This is a genomic window from Luteipulveratus halotolerans, assembly GCF_001247745.1.
Taxonomy (GTDB): domain Bacteria; phylum Actinomycetota; class Actinomycetes; order Actinomycetales; family Dermatophilaceae; genus Luteipulveratus; species Luteipulveratus halotolerans.
In genome coordinates this window covers 282,239-300,710 of sequence record NZ_LAIR01000002.1, presented here as the reverse complement: position 1 = coordinate 300,710, position 18,472 = coordinate 282,239, and the positions used below count along the sequence as shown (strand labels likewise).

The 18,472-nt window shown below is 70.6% G+C and carries 18 protein-coding genes; 6 read left to right on the top strand and 12 right to left on the bottom strand.

The features are described 5' to 3' along the window. Positions 1–20: 20 nt before the first annotated feature. Complete coding sequence (locus tag VV01_RS01880; protein ID WP_050668404.1) at positions 21–2,570, bottom strand: ATP-dependent Clp protease ATP-binding subunit; 2,550 nt, start codon at positions 2,568–2,570, stop codon at positions 21–23. Between the two features lie 487 nt (positions 2,571–3,057). Here VV01_RS01880 and VV01_RS01875 point away from each other — a divergent pair, with 487 nt between their 5' ends. Both VV01_RS01875 and VV01_RS01870 read left to right on the top strand, forming a co-directional pair. Beyond that, the gene (locus VV01_RS01875; protein ID WP_050671660.1) at positions 3,058–4,065 is read left to right on the top strand and encodes a hypothetical protein; all 1,008 of its coding nucleotides are present in this window, start codon (positions 3,058–3,060) and stop codon (positions 4,063–4,065) included. Between the two features lie 118 nt (positions 4,066–4,183). After that, on the top strand, positions 4,184–5,341 hold the full coding sequence (locus tag VV01_RS01870) for a hypothetical protein (protein ID WP_157508706.1): 1,158 nt from the start codon (positions 4,184–4,186) through the stop codon (positions 5,339–5,341). Here VV01_RS01870 and ku read toward each other — a convergent pair. Next, positions 5,338–6,261: a non-homologous end joining protein Ku gene (ku, locus tag VV01_RS01865; protein WP_050668402.1), complete on the bottom strand. Its 924-nt coding sequence runs from the start codon at positions 6,259–6,261 to the stop codon at positions 5,338–5,340. The two genes, VV01_RS01870 and ku, sit on opposite strands and share 4 nt — an antisense overlap. An 18-nt stretch (positions 6,262–6,279) precedes the next feature. Between ku and ligD (VV01_RS01860) the strand changes: the two genes are divergently transcribed. Both ligD (VV01_RS01860) and ligD (VV01_RS01855) read left to right on the top strand, forming a co-directional pair. Continuing rightward, a complete protein-coding gene (gene ligD, locus VV01_RS01860; protein ID WP_050668401.1) occupies positions 6,280–7,248 on the top strand; it encodes a non-homologous end-joining DNA ligase in 969 nt (322 codons plus the stop codon). Next, entirely contained in the window at positions 7,241–8,152 is a 912-nt protein-coding gene (gene ligD / locus VV01_RS01855; protein ID WP_050668400.1) for a non-homologous end-joining DNA ligase, read from the top strand. Before ligD (VV01_RS01860) ends, ligD (VV01_RS01855) begins: the two co-directional genes overlap by 8 nt. Positions 8,153–8,155: 3 nt before the next feature. On the opposite strand, the gene VV01_RS01850 is transcribed toward ligD (VV01_RS01855), so the two are convergent. The 6 genes from VV01_RS01850 to VV01_RS01825 form a co-directional block, all read right to left on the bottom strand. Beyond that, positions 8,156–8,791, bottom strand: a complete 636-nt coding sequence (locus VV01_RS01850; RefSeq protein WP_050668399.1) for a (2Fe-2S)-binding protein — start codon at positions 8,789–8,791, stop codon at positions 8,156–8,158. 32 nt (positions 8,792–8,823) lie between these two features. Next, positions 8,824–9,150: a histone-like nucleoid-structuring protein Lsr2 gene (locus VV01_RS01845; protein ID WP_050668398.1), complete on the bottom strand. Its 327-nt coding sequence runs from the start codon at positions 9,148–9,150 to the stop codon at positions 8,824–8,826. A gap of 64 nt (positions 9,151–9,214) precedes the next feature. Continuing rightward, positions 9,215–9,409, bottom strand: a complete 195-nt coding sequence (locus VV01_RS01840; RefSeq protein ID WP_050668397.1) for a hypothetical protein — start codon at positions 9,407–9,409, stop codon at positions 9,215–9,217. Between the two features lie 90 nt (positions 9,410–9,499). After that, on the bottom strand, positions 9,500–10,000 hold the full coding sequence (locus VV01_RS01835; protein WP_157508705.1) for a methylated-DNA--[protein]-cysteine S-methyltransferase: 501 nt from the start codon (positions 9,998–10,000) through the stop codon (positions 9,500–9,502). 9 nt (positions 10,001–10,009) lie between these two features. Further along, positions 10,010–11,500, bottom strand: a complete 1,491-nt coding sequence (locus VV01_RS01830) for an AlkA N-terminal domain-containing protein (protein ID WP_050668396.1) — start codon at positions 11,498–11,500, stop codon at positions 10,010–10,012. A gap of 132 nt (positions 11,501–11,632) precedes the next feature. Next, complete coding sequence (locus VV01_RS01825; RefSeq protein WP_231635131.1) at positions 11,633–12,544, bottom strand: Rossmann-like and DUF2520 domain-containing protein; 912 nt, start codon at positions 12,542–12,544, stop codon at positions 11,633–11,635. Positions 12,545–12,590: 46 nt separating this feature from the next. Here VV01_RS01825 and VV01_RS01820 point away from each other — a divergent pair, with 46 nt between their 5' ends. After that, a complete protein-coding gene (locus VV01_RS01820; protein WP_050668395.1) occupies positions 12,591–13,559 on the top strand; it encodes an SAM-dependent methyltransferase in 969 nt (322 codons plus the stop codon). Between the two features lie 6 nt (positions 13,560–13,565). Here VV01_RS01820 and VV01_RS01815 read toward each other — a convergent pair whose 3' ends face one another. From VV01_RS01815 to VV01_RS01800, 4 genes are all read right to left on the bottom strand, one after another. After that, a complete protein-coding gene (locus VV01_RS01815) occupies positions 13,566–14,810 on the bottom strand; it encodes a hypothetical protein (protein ID WP_050668394.1) in 1,245 nt (414 codons plus the stop codon). Between the two features lie 19 nt (positions 14,811–14,829). Next, the gene (locus VV01_RS01810) at positions 14,830–16,047 is read right to left on the bottom strand and encodes a hypothetical protein (protein WP_050668393.1); all 1,218 of its coding nucleotides are present in this window, start codon (positions 16,045–16,047) and stop codon (positions 14,830–14,832) included. A gap of 19 nt (positions 16,048–16,066) precedes the next feature. Further along, positions 16,067–16,786 carry a hypothetical protein gene (locus VV01_RS01805; protein WP_050668392.1) on the bottom strand — a complete coding sequence of 240 codons (720 nt, stop codon included), beginning with the start codon at positions 16,784–16,786 and terminating at the stop codon, positions 16,067–16,069. A gap of 86 nt (positions 16,787–16,872) precedes the next feature. Further along, complete coding sequence (locus VV01_RS01800) at positions 16,873–17,424, bottom strand: CGNR zinc finger domain-containing protein (protein ID WP_050671657.1); 552 nt, start codon at positions 17,422–17,424, stop codon at positions 16,873–16,875. A gap of 81 nt (positions 17,425–17,505) precedes the next feature. On the opposite strand from VV01_RS01800, the gene VV01_RS01795 reads away from it, so the two are divergent. Continuing rightward, positions 17,506–18,468, top strand: a complete 963-nt coding sequence (locus tag VV01_RS01795; protein ID WP_071606255.1) for an EamA family transporter — start codon at positions 17,506–17,508, stop codon at positions 18,466–18,468. Positions 18,469–18,472 lie beyond the last annotated feature (4 nt).

The window sequence follows — 18,472 nt, the reverse complement described above, 5'->3', positions numbered from 1 at the left end:
CGTGGTCATGCCGTGGACGGTCAGCCGGCCTCGGAGTCGGTCGGAGCCGCGGTCGAACCGCCGCCCGAACCGGCCGTCTCGACCGGGATCGAGTCCGGAGCCAGCGCCTTGGGCGTGCCCTGGAAGGTGAACTCGCGGGCCTTGCCCTCGCCCTCGACGTCGACCAGGACGATCTCGCCGGCACCCAGCTCGCCGTAGAGGATCTTCTCGGACAGCACGTCCTCGATGTCGCGCTGGATCGTGCGACGCAGCGGACGGGCACCGAGCGCGGGGTCGTAGCCCCGCTTGGCCAGCAGCTCCTTGGCGGACTGCGTGAGCTCGATGGCCATGTCCTTGTCCTTGAGCCGCTCCTCGAGACGGTCGATCATCAGATCGACGATCTGGACGATCTCGTCCTGGCTCAGCTGCGGGAACACGATCGTGTCGTCGACACGGTTGAGGAACTCAGGCCGGAAGTGCTGCTTGAGCTCGTCCTGGACCTTGGCCTTCATCTTGTCGTAGTCGGTCCGCATGTCGTTGCCCGACGAGAACCCGAGCGAGACGCCCTTGGCGATGTCACGCGTACCGAGGTTGGTGGTCATGATGATGACGGTGTTCTTGAAGTCGACCACCCGGCCCTGGGAGTCGGTCAGGCGACCGTCCTCCAGGATCTGCAGCAACGAGTTGAAGATGTCGGCGTGCGCCTTCTCGACCTCGTCGAACAGCACCACCGAGAACGGCTTGCGCCGCACCTTCTCGGTGAGCTGGCCGCCCTCCTCGTAGCCGACGTAGCCGGGAGGCGAGCCGAACAGCCGCGACACGGTGTGCTTCTCGGAGAACTCCGACATGTCGAGCGTGATCAGGCTGTCCTCGTCACCGAAGAGGAACTCGGCGAGCGCCTTGGCCAGCTCGGTCTTACCGACACCGGTCGGACCGGCGAAGATGAACGAGCCACCGGGGCGACGCGGGTCCTTCAGACCGGCGCGGGTACGACGGATCGCCTGGCTGAGGGCCTTGATCGCGTCGTCGTTGCCGACGATGCGCTTGTGCAGCTCCTCCTCCATGCGCAGCAGTCGCGAGGACTCCTCCTCGGTCAGCTTGAACACCGGGATGCCGGTGCTCGCAGCGAGGACCTCGGCGATGAGCTCTTCGTCGACCTCGGCGACGACGTCGATGTCGCCGGCCTTCCACTCGTTCTCACGCTGAGCCTTGGCGTCGATGAGGTTCTTCTCGTCGTCGCGCAGGGACGCGGCCTTCTCGAAGTCCTGCCCGTCGATCGCCGACTCCTTCTCGCGACGCACGGCCGCGATCTTGTCGTCGAACTCGCGCAGGTCCGGCGGAGCGGTCATCCGGCGGATGCGCAACCGGGCGCCCGCCTCGTCGATGAGGTCGATCGCCTTGTCGGGCAGGTGCCGGTCGTTGATGTAGCGGTCGGCCATGTTGACCGCGCCCACCAGCGCCGCGTCGGTGATCGTCACGCGGTGGTGTGCCTCGTAGCGGTCACGCAGACCCTTGAGGATCTCGATGGCGTGGCTGATCGTGGGCTCGGCGACCTGGATCGGCTGGAAACGGCGCTCGAGCGCAGCGTCCTTCTCGATGTGCTTGCGGTACTCGTCCAGCGTCGTCGCACCGATGGTCTGCAGCTCACCGCGAGCCAGCATCGGCTTGAGGATGGAGGCCGCGTCGATGGCGCCCTCGGCGGCACCCGCTCCGACGAGCGTGTGGATCTCGTCGATGAACAGGATGATGTCGCCGCGGGTGCGGATCTCCTTGAGGACCTTCTTCAGCCGCTCCTCGAAGTCACCGCGGTAGCGGCTGCCGGCCACGAGCGAGCCGAGGTCGAGGGTGTAGAGCTGCTTGTCCTTCAGCGTCTCGGGCACGTCACCGCGGACGATGTCGGCCGCCAGGCCCTCGACGACGGCGGTCTTGCCGACGCCGGGCTCGCCGATGAGGACAGGGTTGTTCTTCGTACGCCGGCTCAGCACCTGCATCACGCGCTCGATCTCCTTCTCGCGCATGATGACGGGGTCGAGCTTGCCCTCGCGGGCGGCCTGGGTCAGGTTGCGGCCGAACTGGTCGAGCACGAGCGACCCCGCGGGCGTGCCCTCCTGGCTGCTCTGACCGCCGACGCCGGCACCTGCGGGCTCCTTGCCCTGGTAGCCGGACAGCAGCTGGATGACCTGCTGGCGGACGCTGGACAGGTCGGCGCCCAGCTTGACGAGGACCTGGGCAGCGACGCCCTCGCCCTCGCGGATCAGGCCGAGCAGGATGTGCTCGGTGCCGATGTAGCTGTGGCCGAGCTGCAGGCCCTCACGCAGCGACAGCTCGAGAACCTTCTTGGCGCGCGGCGTGAACGGGATGTGCCCGGACTGGGTCTGCTGGCCCTGACCGATGATCTCCTGCACCTGCTCGCGGACGGACTCCAGCGAGATACCGAGGCTCTCCAGAGCCTTCGCTGCGACGCCTTCGCCCTCGTGGATCAGGCCGAGCAGGATGTGCTCGGTGCCGATGTAGTTGTGGTTGAGCATGCGCGCCTCTTCCTGGGCGAGCACCACCACTCGCCGGGCGCGGTCGGTGAACCGTTCGAACATGTCGTCTCCTCGCGTACCGGGGTCGCTCTCACGATGTTATCCGCGCTGCCGCGTCAACCCGTGGTTTCCCCTGGTCCCTTGCTGTTCTTGAGCCGGTCAACGCCGCCGTGTGCGCGGGTGTTCCGCCCGGCACGTTCGCCCATGGCGGAATCACCTTCTGGGCGCGGCGTACGAGGTCTTGCCGGTCTCCCGGTGTGACCCACTGCGAGGGGACGAGCTCGGTGTGACCCACCGCGACATGCACACTCCTCCCGCAGGCCGAGCTCGGTGTGACCCACTGCGAGCAGCACGCCTCCGTGTGACCCACCGCGACATGCACACTCCTCCTGCAGGCCGCGCCCGGTGTGACCCACTGCGAGCGGTCGAGCTCGGTGTGACCCACCGCGAGAACGCCCGCCCCGTGCACATCCCCGCCGCGACCGCCGTCGCGTCCACAGGGCGCGTCATGCGGCTCGCCCCGCGTCCTGGGCTGGTGAACGGTCATGGCATGACCACGACCGACGAACGACCGCAGCCCCTGACCGGGCGTGGCCGACCACGACGCGAGGCCCGTCATCGGCGTACGCGCGACCTCGCGCAGACGTACGACGGCGTCGCCTCACGCGCCCTCCTCCGGCGAGCCGGCATCACGCGGCACGACGTCAGCTGCGAGGTCGCGGCCGGCCGATGGAGCCTGCACGGCACGCAGACCGTGGTGCTGTCCCCCGGTCGGCTGACCGCCGAGGCCCGATGGTGGGCCGCGCTGTGGGAGACCGGTTGCGGAGCGGTGCTCGACGGCGTGACTGCTTTGCACGCGGCCGGGTTGCGCGGGTTCGACAGCGACACGATTCACGTGTCCGTGCCGGGCGGACACCGCCCCCGGCGATGCAGCGGCGTGGTCGCACACACGCTGCGACACGTCGGCGAGACGAGGACCGGAGGCGTCCCACGCACCGCACCCGAGGTCGCGGCGGTGCGCGCTGCGCAATGGGCGATCTCCGACCAGCAGGCGGCGTTGCTGCTCGCGATGAGCGTCCAGCAGCGCCTGGTCCTCCCGGACAGGCTGCTCGACGTCTGGCGGGTGATCAAGCGGTCACCGCGTCGGGCGTTCATCGACCGCACGATTCGCGACGTGTGCGACGGAGCGCAGGCGCTGAGCGAGCTGGAGTTCGGGGCGCTGTGCCGCGAGCGCGGCCTGCCCGAACCGACCCGCCAGTCGGTGCGCACGCTCAGCTCCGGTCGCGCCTACCTCGACGTCGAGTGGGTCGAGCTCGGCGTGGCGGTCGAGGTCGACGGGAGCTATCACTTCCAGGGTCTGCAACCCGTCGAGGACGCACTGCGCCACAACGAAGTGGCAGCAGAGGGCACCGTCGTGCTGCGCGTACCTCTGCTCGGGATCAGGCTCGCGCCGGGGCGGTTCCTCGACCAGGTCGAGCGTGCCCTTCAGCTCGCCATGGCCCGGCACGGCGTGAGCGACCTCGGTGTGACCCACCGCGAGCGGTTGGGCTCGGTGTGACCCACCGCGACGCGCAGCCCGCCAACCAGCCCAACCCCGATGTGACCCACCACGAGCAGCACGCCTCCGTGTGACCCACCGCGATGCCACATCGGCACCAGTGCGCTCGCCTAGGTTGGTGGCTGTGGGCGAGGTCGTACGCATCGAGGCGCTCGGCGCACGCGTCGAGATCGTGGCCGCGCCCGACACCGCCCAGCGGCTCCGGCGTCAGTGGTCCCGGTGCGCCCCGCCCGCAGCAGCGCAGGCGACCGGTGCTGCCCCCGCGGAGCAGCACGACAGCGACCCCGACCTGACCGTCGACCTCACCGGCTCGTTGTCGAGCGAGGACGCCGACACCGTCGACTACCGCGTCACGACCCGTGTCACGCGCGCGGCGATCGCCTCTCGCGCCGGCGAGCGTCTGCTGCTGCACGCGGCCGCTCTTGCCGACCCGGGCACCGGCCGGGCCGTCGTTCTCGTCGCCGCGTCGGGCACGGGCAAGACCACCGCCGCGGCCACGCTCGGCCAGCACCTCGGCTACCTGACCGACGAGACGGTCACCCTCGATGACGCAGGCGGCATCGAGGCCTACCCCAAACCGCTGTCGACGGTGATCGACCCGGCCAACCCGTACGCCAAGTCGCAGCACTCGCCCGACGACCTCGGCCTGCTCCCCGCGCCACCGCGAGCGCGAGCAGCCCTGCTCGTCGTGCTCGACCGTGACCCCTCCCGCGACGGCTCGCCCGCCCTGGACGACATCGGCCTGATCGACGCCCTGCTCGCCGTGATCCCGCAGACGTCCGCGCTTCCCGAGCTCGACCGGCCGCTGCTGCGACTGGTCGACCTGATCGCGGCCGTCGGGGGTGCACGTCGGCTGACGTACGCCGAGGTCGCCGGCACCGCAGACCTGCTCACCGACGCGCTGTCCACGGCCACCCCCGTCGCAGCGAGCGTCGAGCATCACCCGCCACGCATCCGGCCCACCGACCTGTACGCCGAGCCGGTGCGCTACCCCGCGCGGGAGCTGCGATCGGACACCGAGCTGCAGCGGTCGGCGTACGTCGACGCGGTGCAGGTCGACGACGAGGTACTCGTCCTGGTCGGCGCGACCCCGGTACGGCTCACCGGACTCGGCGCGACGATCTGGTTGGCGTGCGCGAGCCCTCAGCAGCTCGGGGCGCTGCGGACGCGCTGTCTCGCCGAGCACGGGCCCCACCCCGACGCCGAGGCCTTGGTCGTCGACGCTGCCCAGGCGCTGCTGTCGTACGGCCTGCTGTCGTACGACCCGCTGACCTAGCTGGCCTTCTTCTTGGCCGTCGACTTCTTGGCGGCCGACTTCTTCGCCGGAGCCTTCTTGGCAGGTGCTTTCTTGGCGGGCGCTTTCTTGGCAGCAGTCTTCTTGGCGGGCGCCGGCTGGTCGTCGTCCGTCGCCTCGCCACGAGACTTCTTGGCCCGGTTGACGCTCTGCTGCAGCGCCGCGAGCAGGTCGACGACCTCGCCGCCGGAGTCGGCCTCCTCGACGGGCGCCTTCACCTCGCCGCCCTCCAGCTTGGCCTGCACGAGCGCCTTGACCGCCTGCTCGTAGTCGTCCTCGTACTCGTCGGGCTCGTAGTCACCCGCGAGCGACTCGACGAGCATCTGCGCCATGGCCTGCTCGGCCGGCTTGACCTCGTCGTCGGCGTCGTTGAGAACGCCGAAGTCGGCCGCGCGCACCTCGTCGGGCCACAGCAGGGTCTGCAGCGTGATCACGTTGTCACGCACGCGCAGCACGGCCACCGTCATCCGCGTACGCAGCGAAACCGTCACCAGCGCAACGCGATCCGCCTGCGTGAGGGCCTCGCGCAGCAGGACGTACGGCTTGACCGCGGCCTTGTCGGGCTCGAGGTAGTAGCACTTGTCGTAGTACATCGGGTCGATCTGGTCGACGGGCACGAACTTGTCGACCGCGATCTCACGGCTGGTGCTGATCGGCAGCTCGGACAGGTCCTCGTCGGTGAGCACGACCATCTGGCCGTCCTCGGTCTCGTAGCCCTTGGCGATGTCGTCGTACGCGACCTCCTCGCCGTCGATTGAGCACGTCCGCTTGTACTTGATGCGGCCGCCGTCCTCGCGGTGCACCTGGCGGAACGACACGTCGTGGTTCTCGGTCGCGGAGTACAGCCGCACGGGCACATTGACGAGGCCGAAGGAGACGGCGCCTTTCCAGATCGCACGCATGGCACCCAGGATGGCCCCATGCGCCCCATGCTGGCCACCCCCTCGGACCGGGTCCCGCCCGGCGATGCATGGTGCCACGAGATCAAGTGGGACGGCATGCGGGTGCTCGTCGACGTCCAGGCCGGTGTCGTACGCGTGTCCTCACGTACCGAGCGCGACGTCACCATCGCCTTCCCCGAGCTGGTCCGCGACGACGCCGGGCTGACCGCGTACGACGACATCCTGCTCGACGGTGAGCTGGTCGTGATGGCCGAAGGGCGGCCGTCGTTCAAGGCGTTGGCCGAGCGGTTCAACGTCACCAACGCGCGCGTCGCCGAACAGCTCGCGGGCTCGGCGCCGATCACGTTCATGGCGTTCGACGTGCTGCGGGTCATGGGTACGCCGGTCACCTCGCGCCCGTTGCGCGAGCGTCGGCAGCTGCTCGAGGGGGCCGGGCTGGGCAGCCCGTGGGTGCAGGTGCCGCCGGTGTTCGACGAGGGCGAGACGCTCCTGGGGGCCACCGTCGAGCAGGGCATCGAGGGTGTGGTCTCCAAGCGGTGGTCGTCCTCGTACAACGCCGGTCGCCGGTCGGACGACTGGCGCAAGATCGTCCACCGGCGGACGGGCTCGTACGTCGTGGGCGGCTGGAAGTTCGAGACCGACAGCCGAGATCGGTTGGGATCATTACTGATCGGCGCGATGACGCCAGCCGGCCTGCTCTACCGCGGGCGCATCGGCAGCGGCCTCGCCGGCAGGACCGGTGCGGCGCTCCTGCCCCGCCTGCGCGAGCTGTCGGACGGTGGCAACCCGTTCGTCGACGAGGTGCCCCGCGAGGAACGGGTCGGCGTGACGTGGGTCGAGCCGGTGCTCGTCGTCGACATCGAGCACCATGGCCACGCCGACACCGGCAGACTGCGTCAGCCGAGCTGGCGCGGCGTACGGCACGACCTCACCGTCGACGAGCTGCTGCGCAACGACCACGCCGAGGAGGACCCGGCCGATGCCTGAGAAGGACCTCGTCACCGTCGACGTCGGCGGGCGGCGGATGCGCCTGAGCAGCCTCGACAAGCTGCTCTACCCCGCGACCGAGACCACCAAGGGTGAGGTGCTCAACTATTACGCCCAGATCGCGCCCGTGCTGATGCCGGTGATCGAGGGGCGGCCGGTCACACGCATCAGGTGGCCGCACGGCGTGGGCGACATGATGTTCTTCGAGAAGAACATGCCTTCCGGTGCGCCGTCCTGGATCGAGCGGGTGACCATCACCGGCCACGGCTCGCGTGGTGGCGGCGACGTCGTCTATCCGCTGGTGAGCGATCTCGCAGCACTCACCTATCTGGTCAACCTCAACTCGCTCGAGCTGCACGTGCCGCAGTGGCGCGTCTCGGACGACGGCGAGCCCGAGCACCCTGATCGCCTGGTGATCGACCTCGACCCCGGCTCGCCCGCGGGCCTGCACGAGTGCGCCCAGGTGGCACTCGTCGTACGCGAAACGCTTGCGGCAGAAGGGTATTCGTCGGTCCCGGTCACCTCCGGCAGCAAGGGCATGCAGCTGTACGCCGCCCTCGACGGCTCGCAGTCGTCCGACGAGGTGCGCGAGTGGACCAAGGGCATCGCGCAACGCCTCACCAAGGAGATGCCCGGCCAGGTCGTGTGGAAGATGACCAAGTCGCTGCGCCCGGGCAAGGTGCTGCTGGACTGGTCGCAGAACGTCGCCGCCAAGACCACGATCGCGCCGTACTCGCTGCGCGGCAAGGAGCGCCCGACCGTCGCCGCGCCGCGCACCTGGGACGAGGTCGAGCAGGGGGCCGACGACCGAGATGCGTTGCAGCAGCTCGACATCGACGATGTGCTCGAGCGTGTCGACGAGTACGGCGACCTCTTCGGCGACCGGCTCACGCCGCCGGAGTAGCGCTCAACCGGCGGACCGCAGGCGTGGACACCGGGCGCACTCATGGGCTCCCGGCAAGGCGTAGATGAAGCAGCACGATGCGCGCCACCGGTCGGGTGACGTTCGGCCGAGCACCGCCCGGCTCGCACCGGCCCAGGCCGACTGCCACGCGTCCTCGACCGACCCGACGCGATGCTGGCTGCTCATCTTGACGCCGGGATCGTACGACGTCGCGAAATCGCTTGCATGCGAACGAAATTCGCGCTCGACCCGGTCGAGACGATCGGCCAGCAGGGGCACGTACGCCGGGGCCTCGCCCGGGACCAGACCGAGCCGGTCGGCGTACCCGCCGGGAGAGCTCAGCCCGATCGACAGCCGACTGGGTGTGAGGTCGAGCAGGTGAGGCGTCGCCAGTGTGAGGTGGGCAAAACCCGTGGCGAGGGCGCCGACATACCACTGCAGGACGAAGGTCGCCGCCACCGACGACGGCACGACACCGACGCCGTGCTGACGGGCGAGGTCACGTTCGCAGGCCGCGCGCCAGGCTGCCGTCGGGTCGCCGCCGGCGCGCTGCTCGCCGAGCACGGCGGCGCACTCGAGGTCGAGGGTGCCGACGACGACCGAGAGCCAGCCGCTGGTGCGGCTGGCTCTCGTGGACACGCTCGCGAGGAGCGCGCTGCTGTCAGGCGTGATCAGTCCTGCGCCTTGTCGTAGGCCTCCTGGAGCTCCTTGGAGACACGGCCGCGGTCGCTCACGGTGTAGCCGTTGGCACGGCCCCACTCACGGACCTTGTTGAGGTCCTGGCGCGAGGACGAGGCCGCCGCACGACCGGTGGCGCGACGGCCGCCGGTGCGTCGGGCGTGACCGATCCACGTGGCGAGCTCGTCACGCAGTCGGGCGGCGTTGGCGCTCGAGAGGTCGATCTCGTAGGTCACGCCGTCAAGGCCGAAAGTCACGGTCTCCTCAGCGTCACCGCCGTCGACGTCATCGACGAGCAGGACCTGAATCTTCTGAGCCATGGGGTGATCTCCTGGTAACGGTGAAATTTGATCGGGATCAACCCTATCGAACCGAACTCCAGAATTATTCGGAGAGGGTATTTTTTCGCGACGAGTTGTTCACAGAATCCTGATCCGCTTCCCACTGGGCGTGCGCAATGCGTTCGCGACGATCGCCTTCCATGATGTGCTTCATCACGAGGTAGAAGAGATAGAGCAGACCCAGCGTGGGTAGCAGCGCCGCGAGATACGGCCACAAGCTGCTCCACAGGTCGGACACGAGCACACCTCTGCTGGAAGGGACGAACGGCGGCGCACACGATACCCGCGCCACCTGGGAGGCCAGGACGCGCTCCCGGCCGCACGACCGCTATGCCGAGGCGGCCTCACCCCGTTCCAGCGCGAGGAGCGCGCGCTTGCGCTCGATTCCGCCGCCGTAGCCCGTCAGGTCGCCGCTGGCGCCGATCACGCGGTGGCACGGCACGATGATCGAGATCGGGTTGCGACCGTTGGCCAGACCGACCGCGCGGCTGGCCCGCGGCGCCCCGATCTGCTGAGCCAGCTGGCCGTACGTCACCGTCGCGCCGTACGGGATCTCCTGCAACGCCTTCCACACCGTCGACTGGAATTCCGTTCCTCGTGCCGCGAGCGGCAGATCGAATTCTCGGCGTACGCCGGCGAAGTATTCGTCGAGCTGTCCGACCACGCGCAGTACGAGCGGGTCATCGGAATCCGCCGGCGGACCGAACGTCTCCGGACCGGGGGCATGGCGGTGCTCGGTCATGTAGAGCGCGCTCACGGCATCGCCGTCGAGAACGATGGTGAGAGGCCCCAAAGGGGTGTCCTCGATGATGTGGTGGCGAATGGTCATGGTCACGCCTCAGCCTTTCGGAAGGTGATTGATCTCGTGGTCGGTGGTGGCCCACAGGTGCTGTGCGGCGTACGCCCGCCAGGGCCGCCAGGCCGCAGCCTCGGCGAGGATGGTGGGCTGCTGGTCGGCGATGCCGATGCGTGCGGCGCCGGCCCGGATGCCGAGGTCGCTGGACGGGAACGCGTCGGGGTCGCCGAGGGCCCGCATCGCGATCGACTCGACCGACCAGGGCCCGATCCCGGGCAGGGCGAGCAGGGTTGACCTGGACATCTCCCAGTCCGAGCCGAGCGTCAGGTCGATCTCGCCGTCGGCGAGGGCCCCGGCGAGTGCGACGACCGTACGCTGACGCGAGGCCGGCATGGCGAGGTGCTCGGGCGGCGTACCCCGCACCTGGTCGCTCGTCGGGAACAGGTGCGTCAGGCCGCCGACCGGCGCCGCCAACGGATCACCGAGCGCCGCGACGAGCCGCGCGCCGTGCGTACGCGCCGCCTTGGTGGACACCTGCTGACCGAGGACGATGCGGATCGCCATCTCGTCGCTGTCGGCCGATCTGGGCACCCGGCGCCCGGGCGCCCCTGCGACGAGCGGCGCGAGACGTTCGTCGGCCGACAGAGCCGTGTCGACGGCCTCGGGATCGGCGTCGAGATCGAGCATCCATCGGCACCGGCTGGTGGCGACCATCAGGTCGCGCAGGTCGGTCAGCCACAGGCTCGCGGCGACGTGGTCGGCCTGCGGCGCCAGCGCGACGACTCCCGGTCCGTGCGGCAGCCGCAACGTCCGCCTGTACGCGCCGTCTCGCCACTCCTCCACCCCCGGGACCGCCGTCGCTGCCAGGTGCCCGAAGACGTTGTCGGGCAGGAACGGCCTGCGGAACGGCAGCCGAAGACGCAGGTGGTGCCAGGAGTCGGCGCCGACGGCCGGCTCAGTGGTCTTGGAATGCGTTGCGCGAGAACGCATCTCGCGCGGCGTGGTCGAGAACACCTCGCGCACCGTGTCGTTGAACGCGCGGATGCTGCCGAACCCCGCGGCGAAGGCGATGTCGGCCATCGGCAGGTCCGAGGTCTCGACGAGAACCCTTGCGGTCTGGGCACGTTGGGCGCGCGCGAGCGCGAGCGGGCCGGCGCCGAGCTCGCGGCGGACCTGGCGCTCGATCTGGCGCACGCTGTAGCCGAGCTGCCGGGCGAGGCCGGCGACGCCCTCGCGGTCGACGACACCGTCCGCGATCAGGCGCATCGCGCGGGCCACCAGATCGGCGCGGACGTTCCACTCGGGCGAGCCCGGACTCGTGTCGGGACGACACCGCTTGCACGCCCGGAAGCCGCCCGACTGAGCGGCAGCCGCGCTCGGGTAGAACACCATGTTGCGAGCCTTCGGCGTGGTCGCCGGGCAGCTCGGCCGGCAGTAGATGCCGGTGGTCTTCACGGCCGTGTAGAACCAGCCGTCGAAGCGCGCATCGCGCGAGCTGACGGCCCGGACACAGGCCTCGGTGTCGAGGTACATGCCTTCGAGTCTGATCGCTCCGACTGACAGTTACTAGCCGGAATACGACATGGCGATTTCCTGCCAGTACATCGATCCGCCGGTCGAGTAGGGCCGGAGCCTCACCGCTGGTCGAGTGGGAGCTCGGCCCGCCTACTCGACCGGTGGGGTGGGGCTGTCGTCCAGCACCGCGAGGAGCGGCTGGACGAGCTCGGGGGTGAGCGCTCGGCGTACGATCGCGCGCTCGGCACTGGCGCGGGCCATCGCCCGGTACGCCGCCGCGACGTCGGCCGGCTCGTCACGCAGCGCGTCCAGGTGAGCCGCGACCGTACGGACGTCACCGCGGGCCACCGGACCGGTGAGCGCGCGGTCACCTCGTTCGAGGGCGTTGTCGAGCGAGGCCTCGGTGAGCGGTCGCAGCACGCGCGCCGGGTCGTCGAACCCGCACTCGCGCAGCACCTGCATCGACTGGCCGATCAGGGTGACGAGGTGGTTGGAGCCGTGCGCGAGGGCCGCGTGATAGCGGACGCGGTCCTCCTCGGCGACGCGTACGGGCTCGCCGCCGAGGTCGATCACGAGAGCCTCGCCGAGCACGAGCGTCTCGGCCGTGGCGGTCACCGCGAACAGGCAGCCCGACAGCCGGTCGAGGTCCTTGGCGGTGCCGGTGAAGGTCATCGCCGGGTGCAGCGCCAGCGCGACACCGCCCCGCTCGACGACCGGCTGCAACGGTTCGAGCCCGAGCGCGCCCGCCAGATGGACGACGACGCGTGGATCGTCGAGCACGCCGACCTGCGCGAGTCCGCTGACGACAGAAGCGATCTCGTCGTCCGGCACCGTGACGAGCACGAGCTCCGCGAGACGTACGACGTCGGGCACGTCGAGCACGGGGACGCCCGGCAGCATCGTCGCGGCCCGCTCTCGGGAGGCCTCGCTCACCGCCGACACGGCCACGACCTGGTGCCCGGCGCCGCGCAGGGCGGCGCCGATGCTCGCGCCGACACGACCGCAACCGATGACACCCACGCGCAACGACGGCCGGCCCACCTGGTCCTCGAAGTCACTCACGGCGGCCACGCTACTGCGGAGCACCACCCGGCCTAGAGTGACGGCCATGTCGCGCGAGCCCTGGGAGTCGGCCTGGCAGCGAGCGCTCTACGGCCCCGGCGGGTTCTACCGCCAGCCGGTCGGTCCGGCCGGTCACTTCGCGACCTCTGCCCAGGGCATCCCCGGCGTCGGCCGGGTCCTGGCGCGCGCCGTCGTCGCTCTCGCCGAGCAGTACGACGTCGCTCACGTCGTCGAGGTCGGTGCCGGTCGGGGTGAGCTCCTGCGCCAGGTCCACGCGCTCGTACCGGACCTGCACCTGACCGGTCTCGACGTGGTCGACCGGCCGGAAGGCGTCCCGGCCGCGATCGACTGGCAGGTCTCCCCCGGCGGGTCCGCGCTGCCGGACGAGCTCGGCCCGCTCACCGACGTGCTGGTGCTCGCCCACGAGTGGCTGGACGTCGTACCGCTCGTGATCGGTGAGGTCGACGACGAGGGCGAGCTGCGGGTCATCGAGGTCGATCGCGCTGGCGACGAGTCTCTCGGCGATCCGCTCGACGGAGCGAGTCGTCAATGGTGCCAACGGTATTGGCCGTCAGCTGTTGAGCCAGGCGATCGGGTCGAGGTCGGCACGACCCGCGACGACGCGTGGGCTGACCTGTGCTCCCGCGTCCAGCACGGCGTCGTGGTCGGCGTCGACTACGCGCACGCGCTGGACGACCGGCCGATGTACGGCACACTCACCGGCTACCGCGACGGCGCGCAGGTGTCACCGGTGCCTGACGGCTCGTGCGACATCACCGCGCACGTCGCCGTCGACTCGCTCGAGACCGACTGGCGCACGACGCAGCGTGCGTTGTTCGGTGAGCTCGGCCTCGTCGCGCCACCTGCCCAGCACGCGTTGTCACGCTCCGACCCGGAGCGCTATCTCGCCGGGCTCGCCGACCGCAGCGCCGGGCTCACCGCCACGGCGAGCCCGGGGCTGGGTGACTTCGTGTGGTTCGCCCGCGAGGTCGGCGTACGCCGCTCGACCCACTGACCACCGTCAGGACAACGGACGGGCGGACGCGAGGATCTGGTCGAGCGTCTTGTCGTCGATCTGGTCGGGGATGCCCTTGTCGCGCACGAGCACGACGGTGGCGGTGGCATCGCCCGTGGTGAACGACTGCACGACGACCTCGACGCTCTTGGGCTCGGTGCAGTACGCCGGGTCCTGCGCCCGGGTGACCGCGACCGTGGTCCGTGACTGGATCGCCTGCGTCCGGCCGCCGTTGATCGCGACCTGCGTGCTGACGACCGGCGTGGACTTCTCCTTCGACCCGTCGTCCTTGAGCGCGACCGCGTCGGCCCACATCGCTGCGACGTCGGGAGCAGCATCGGCGGGATCACGGTCACCGGTCAGCTGATAGGCGATGAACCCCCGGTCGGCGTCCTTGCCCTTCGGCTTGGTGCAGTAGCCCGCTCGGTAGCGGACAGCTCGCACGGCCGTGACGAGTGGCTTGTTGTCGTTGTCGCTGAGCGTCACCTTGGCGTCGCCCGTGAGGAACGACCACAGCTGCTGAGGCTCCGCATTGACCCCCGACGCCGGAATGGTGGTCGCCGGTACGTCGAACGCCGCCCGGTTGCCCTCCTCGTCGTCGAAGGTCCGCACCTGCCACCCCGGGACGAGAGGTGGTACGGCGACCGTCCCGAGGCCCGTGCCGGTCGACCCAGGCGCACTCGCGCTCGAGCTCGTCGACGGACTCGGACCCGCCGACGGGGCGGACGCGCTCATCGACGGGGCGACCTGTTGCCCACCTCCGTCGTCGTCACCACGCATCAGGGCATAGGCACCTGCACCGAGCACCGCGACCAGGCCCACCGCGCCCGCGACGAGCAGAGCCGTACGCCGACGACCGGACGACGAGGGCGATCGCGGAGGCGGGTTCGGGGAAGGTGCGTTCGGCGCGTCCTGCCAGGAGGACTGCGGCACCGGCACCTGATCGCCGTAGTAGCGCTCCTGCCCCTGGCCGAACTCACCCTGGCGCCACGACTCGCCGAACGAACGGCCGCCGAACTGGTGACCGTACGTCGACGGCCCGGCCTCGCCGATGCCCTCAGCGGCCGCCGGTGGGCCACCGGTGGGCGGTGTCGGCGTCTGCTCCGGAGCAGCCGGGACGGACTCCTCGGGTCGAGGCACGCGCCGGGCCCCGCCCCGGCTGGGACCGGGTGCGCCGCCGGGCAGTCGGTGCCCCGGCTGCGCGTGGCCGGAGTCGGGCCGACCTGCTGGGCGCTGGTCGTCGTGGGTCACGCGTCAGACCTCGCGCCCGTCAGGAGACCGGTCGCGCGGACGCGAGGATCTGGTCGAGGGTCTTGTCGTCGAGGGCATTCGGGACGCCCAGCTCGCGCACGACGATGACCGTGGCGGTCGCGTTGCCGTTGGTGAACGACTGAGCGACGATCTCGCGCTTGGGCGCGCTGCACTCCTTCGGATCCGCCGAGTCGGTGTTGGGGACGGTGATCCGCGATCGGATCGCTTGCGTCCTACCGCCGTTGATCGCCACCTGCTTGCTCACCGGCGGACCGAACTTCTCGTGGGAACCATCCTTCTTGAGCGCCGCCGCGTCGGCCCAGGTGACGATGACGTCGGGTGCGATGTCGGCCGGGTCGCGGTCCCCCGAGGTCTGGAAGGCCGCGAACGCGAGATAGTCGGACGGGTCCTTCGGGCAGTAGCCCCGTCGGTAGGTCGACGCCTCGTGGGCTGTGATCACGGGCTTGCCGTCGTTGTCGCCGTAGCCGAGCTGCTGGCCTTCCTTGAGCTGCCAATCCGTCAGGGGGAAGTCGACGGCGGTGGTGTTGCCTTGCTTGTCCGTGTCCTTCTTGACCCGCCAGCCGGGCACGAGCGGCGGCGTACCGTCACCGCCACCGAGGCCACCACCGGAGCTCGAACCCGACGACGTGGCCGGGCTCGCCGTGCTCGGCTGCGAGGTCGGCGTCGCCGGTGCGCTGGAGGTCGGGCTCGTCTGCTGGCCGGCCCGGTCGTCACCGAGGCCCTGCGACAGGGCGTAGCCGCCGCCACCGAGCACGGCGACCGCAGCCACGGCACCCGCAGCGATCAGTGCCGTACGCCGGCCACCGCGCTTCGGCGTACCGCTCGGACCCGACGGTGGCGCGCCGTACTGGACGGGCGATCCCTGGGCCGGACCCGGCACCTCGGGGCCGTAGTAGCGGTCCTGACCGTGGCCGAACTCCTCCTCACGCCACGACTCACCGAAGGACCGGCCGCCGAACTGGTGGCCGTACGTCGACGGCCCGGACGAGTCGGACTGCGGCGGTCCCTGCGGAGGCTGCGGCGGACCGGCGTACGGCGGCTGCTGAGGCGGGGGGTGCGGCAGCCGCTGCCCCTGGTGCGGGGTCGCAGACGTGTGGCCGTGCGGCTCGGTCGGGCCGGGCAGGCGCCGCGCACCGCCGGGCGCTCGGCGTGCACCGGGGAGGGGGTGGCCGGTCGTGCCGCCTTCCTCGGGACGCTGGTTGGCTTCGTCGTTCATCAGATCCCTGTCGTTGGTTTCACGCTGAGCTGGGACGCACCGAGGCCAGGATTCGGTCCCGCAGGTCGTCGGACAGCTGCCCCGCCACGTCGAGGTCTCGGACCAGGACGAGCGTCGTCGCGTCCTGGGCCGTACGCGCGGTGACCGTGGTGATCTCGACGCGCGGCGGCAGGCAGCCTGCCGTGTCGCGCTCCAGGAGCGTGACGACCGTCCGGCTGCTGGTGGCCGACACACCCGGCGTGTGCGTGTCGATCGTGCGACTGATCACCGGCGAGTGCGGGTCGATCCGCCCGTCGGCGTGATGGCCGATCGCGCCCGCCCACGCCGTCGCGACGGCCTTGGAGGACTCGACCACACCGTCGGGAGTCGGCGAAAATCCGGCCCAGGCGCGTGCGACGCCCGCGCCCGTGGAGCAGTAGCCCGCCTGGTAGTACGCCGGGCGCTGGGCCTTGGCGAGCACCGTGCCCTTCTCGTCGGCGTAGGCCATCGTCTCGCCACCGGTGGACAGGCTCCAGCCCTCCGAGCGCGGCGGGACGAGGTAGGTGCCGAGCGCGTCGCGCTCGCCCTGCCAGCGGTCGTTCGCCCCGGCGGTGGTGGGCGCCCCGGCGGTGGTGGTGGGCGCCCCGGACGCGCTCGCCGTGGGAGCGCCGGGTGATGTCGACGCGGAGGCGGCGGTCGGCGTACGGGCCGCGCCGGAGACCCCGGGGGTGCCGCCACCGGAGTCGTCGCGAGCGAACACGAAGCACGAGGGTCGACCGGCTGGGTGTTCACGCGGGCCAACCTACTGAACGGTCGGCACCCGCAGTGCCGCGCCGTCGACCGGGCTCAGCCGTCGGCGGAGCGGCGGGCCCGGTAGGCGGCGACGTTGACCCGGTTGCCGCAGCCGGCGTCGCAGTAACGGCGGGAGCGGTTCTTGGACAGGTCGACGAGCAGGTCCTCGCAGTCGTCCGCGGCGCACACGCGCAGGCGTTCGAGCTCGTCGGAGCGGACGACGTCGGCGAGTGCCATCGCCGCCTCGACGGCCATCCGGGTCGCGAGCGGTGCATCGGACGTCGTCGCGTGCAGGTGGTAGTCCCAGCCGTCGTGCTTGACCAGCTGGGGCAGGGCGTGCGAGCGGGCGAGCAGGTCGTTGACGACCTCGACGACACCGTCCTTGTCGCGCGACCAGACCTCACGCAGCCGCGGGCGCAGCGCACGCACATGAGCGAGCTCGAGCTCGTCGTGAGTACGCGCCCCGGTCCAGCCCCACTCGTCGATGAACGCGTCGAGCGCGGCGACGTCGGGCAGCTCCTCGACGCTGCGAGGCCCGTTGGCCTGGGTGTTGACCAGCGCTGCGGCACTGGCCAGAGCCATCTCCGTGTCATGGGCGAACTGCATGTTGACTCCTGACATCGGGCGCTCGTACCGTCATGAGCATAGTTGCGTTTGGCCCCTTACGGGGGCTCGAGGAGGTGTGCGGTGACCGAGATCCAGCCCGTGGTCGAGCAGGCTCCGGTCCGTCGTACGCCACCGACCCGGCTGGCGTTCGCGCTCGCCCTCGTGTCGGCCGCCGCGTTCGGCACGTCCGGCCCGTTCGGGAAGGCGCTGTTCGAGGGCGGCTGGACACCGGCCGCCGCCGTCACCGCACGCATCGGCATCGCCGCGCTCGTGCTCGCCGTGCCGACGTACCTCGAGCTCCGGGGTCGCTGGCACCTGCTGCGCAAGAACCTCGGGATCGTGCTGCTGTACGGCATGACCGGCGTCGCAGGTTGCCAGCTGTTCTACTTCGTCGCCGTCGAGCACCTGTCGGTCGGCGTCGCGCTCCTGCTGGAGTACCTCTCCCCCGTGCTGCTCGTCGGCTACACCTGGCTGCTGACCCGCCGCGCGCCGAGTCGGCTCACCCTCGCGGGCGCTGCCACGGCGATCGCCGGGCTCGCGCTCGTGCTCAACGTGTTCGGTGACGTCCAGCTCGACACGGTCGGCGTGGCGTGCGGCCTGGCGGCGGCGTTCTGCTCGGCCGCGTACTTCGTCGTCGCCTCGCACACCCACGAGGACAGCCTGTCGCCGCTGGCCCTCGCGGGCGCAGGCATGGCCGCCGGTGTGCTGCCCCTCGTCGCGGTCGGGGCGCTCGGACTGCTGCCGTTCAGGGCCTCGACCGACGACGTGCCGTTCGCCGGGCACGAGGTCAGCTTCGTGATCCCGCTGCTCGGAATCGCTGTGATAGCAGCGGCTTTCGCGTACGTCACCGGTGTCGTCTCGGCGCGCATGCTCGGTTCGCGGCTCGCGTCGTTCGTCGCGCTGTCCGAGGTGCTGTTCGCGGTGCTGTTCGCGTGGTGGTTGCTCGGAGAGCTGCCGTTGCCGGTGCAGCTCGCGGGCGGCGTACTCATCGTCGCGGGCGTGCTGCTGGTCAAGGCGTCCGAGGACTCACCGCTGGTCGAGTAGGGCG